The 2,684-nt window shown below is 44.6% G+C and carries 3 protein-coding genes; all 3 read right to left on the bottom strand.

The genetic code is table 11. The features are described 5' to 3' along the window. The coding region (locus MHN01_RS23815) for a tetrahydrofolate dehydrogenase/cyclohydrolase catalytic domain-containing protein (RefSeq protein WP_304622890.1) at positions 1 to 477 on the bottom strand (477 nt) is incomplete at its 3' end. A 350-nt stretch (positions 478 to 827) separates the two neighbouring features. Further along, on the bottom strand, positions 828 to 1,409 hold the full coding sequence (locus tag MHN01_RS23810; protein WP_239413836.1) for a PadR family transcriptional regulator: 582 nt from the start codon (positions 1,407 to 1,409) through the stop codon (positions 828 to 830). A gap of 181 nt (positions 1,410 to 1,590) precedes the next feature. Beyond that, positions 1,591 to 2,684 (bottom strand): response regulator (locus MHN01_RS23805; RefSeq protein ID WP_239413835.1); only part of this gene is annotated, 1,094 nt, incomplete at its 5' end.

The following is a 2,684-nucleotide window of genomic DNA, read 5'->3' as shown; positions in this document are numbered from 1 at the left end:
ACCGACAATGTTACTTCGGCCGACGACTGCCACTTTCAAGCCTGGAAAATTATATTCGCCACAATGTGCGGAAATAATGTCTATCGTCGCCTGTACCGTACACGGAAGAACAGCATTCTGGCCTAATACCAGCTGCCCTAGCGCCTCGGAACCAAAGCCGTCCACATCGACAGCTGCTGGCAGATCTGGTGCAATCAGGCCGTTTGGTAAAGGAAGCTGAAATAATATCGGATGCTCGGCTTTTTCTGCAAGCACATCAAGGTCCGACTGCGTTGTTCCTTCTTCAGCAAGGACAATGTGATGGCACTCAAGACCAAGCTCATCAAATAACCGGATTTTATTACGGACATATACTTTGCTAGCCGGGTCTTCGCCGACAGTGACGATCGTAAGCTGAACAGGAGTGCTAAGAGTCTCTATTTTGTCTTTTAACTCTGCTAGTTTTGATTCATAAATTGTGTTTATTACTGATTTCATTTTTCTTGGCTTTTGTGACATGTCCTTGCTTTATAACCAACTGATTTTTAATGCACATTGCGTTAGGACAAGGAAATGACTGTTACTTGATACCTTAAGGAAAGGGGGAAATGTGTGGTAGCACAAGATAAATCTCAGCTACCACACCATAGAAGCAAAGTGGTGCCACATTGCACCAGTACCGAATTAGTCTCTTACAGTCTGAACGAGCTAATTCTTTGATTTATTATCACGTCGTAAATACAGAATTTGTGTCGCTTTCGTTTTGATTCTCGATTTTAGTTGTATGCCTTATTAAATACTCTTGTTCATAGAAATGAATGTTAAAATAGCTTTTATAAATTATACACTTAAGCGCAAATTACTGTGCCTTCTTTCACACTATCTTCCGCGCTATCCATCTCTTTCAGTTCGGTTAGTGCTTCTTCGGCCCAGTTAACCCAAGCCTGACGAATGTGTATACCGCGACGAAGTGTTAGACGATTTAACCGCTCCTGACGACTAAGCGTTCTATGGTTAGGGAAGTAGATTTTTTCCAGCTCTTCGTAATTATTCATGAGGGTGTGCGACTCTTGAATTAACGCTTCAAGCTGTTGTTGCATAGGAGTAGAGTGATGGATACCGCATACAGCTAGCTTGGCAGCGAACTCATCACGAATTGTTGGCGTACGTGTAGGTTCCTGAAACCACTCAAACAGTGCCTGGCGCCCCTCATCAGTAATAGAATAGACTTTTCGGTCCGGCTTGCTCTGTTGCAGCTCAAGCCTAAAGCTTGCCCAATTTTTCTCAGCCATTCTGTTGAGTTCACGATAAACCTGTTGGTGGCTAGCCTTCCAGAAATAACCGATACTGTGAGAGAACTCTTTGGTGATATCGTAACCGCTTACGTCACGACTGCTGAGCACGGTGAGAATTACGTGTGCTAGTGACATCTTTTCAATCCTTTTAAAAATATACCGCAATAATAAAGGTGCCACGGAAGCTGTGTTGTCACGACCTCTGTCACACCTCACCAGCAATTAGTTGCGTTATCAATGATGCATATTTTTTAGGAACAAGTATTAAAAAAATGCGTAAAATTATGAACAGAATCGCCTAGCCGCATTTTATCGTTTACAAATGAAACTCCTCTTTCAACTTATCAATCGAGGCGTCATACGTCGTCAGCAACTGAATCGACAACAGCTCTAATTCCTCCTCGTCTACCGCCTTTTTACAAGCGATTTCCAGTACCTCACAATCTTTACCGAGTGCAATCAGACCAATCGCACCAGCAGAGCTTTTCAGGCTGTGTGCCGCACATTCAAGTTCCTTTGCTGTGCGAGCAACTCGAATATCTTGACTAATGCTTGCCGAGCGTTCGAAGAACAGTGTAACCATCTCACCTACCAGCTCATCACCAAGTGTCTTTCTATCGCCCTCTAATACAGACGGATCATATAATGCTGTGTGGCTTTCTAAAGGTACTGTAGCAGCATCATTAGACGCATGAACTTGATGGCTACGACCATGGTAAACACTGGTGATAATAGCCTTCATCTGATCAAACTGTACCGGCTTACCAAGAAAACCATCTAAACCGGCTTCTAGGTAGGATTCAATTTCCTGACGGAAGACATGAGCTGAAAAAGCGATAGTTGGGATTCGGCAATCGGCTTTCTTTCGAAGCACATGGGTCAACGTCACGCCATCAGTATCCGGAAGGTTGATATCCATCAAAATAAGATCGATATCATGATCATCAATAGCCGCCTCAGCCTCGGCCCCTGACATGGCAACGGTTACCTTATGCCCCAACCTGTTCATAAAGCCTTTTGCTACCAGAACATTGGTTTCATTATCTTCAACTAACAAGATCTTCAGAGGCGGAACGGACAGAGAGACAGCATCAGCATCTGAATTCAACTCACCTTCTGCAGCGACATTCATCGGAAACGTCAAAGTGAACCGGCTGCCTTTATCCGGTACGCTGGAGACAGTCAGCTCTCCGCCCAGCATCTCAGCAAATCGCCGACTGATAGGCAAACCTAAACCGGTTCCTCGCTCCGACCGCGTCGCCTGCTCAAACGGCAAAAAAATCGCTTCGTGCTTGTCTTCAGGGATCCCTTTACCTGTATCAGCCACCTCGAAACAAAGCATCAACTGGTTTTCTGCCAGTTGTTCTGCCTGCTCCTTGGCAAGATACACAGAAATATTAACCTGCCCTT

It is taken from the genome of Photobacterium sp. OFAV2-7, from assembly GCF_022347985.1.
Lineage (GTDB): Bacteria > Pseudomonadota > Gammaproteobacteria > Enterobacterales > Vibrionaceae > Photobacterium.
The sequence above is the reverse complement of the archived record's forward strand: the minus strand, read 5'-3'. Positions and strand labels throughout refer to the sequence as shown.

What these genes read in the sequence shown, in the direction of transcription:
- MHN01_RS23810 (WP_239413836.1), bottom strand. Translation starts at nt 1,409, where the DNA reads ATGTCACTAGCACACGTAATTCTCACCGTGCTCAGCAGTCGTGACGTA.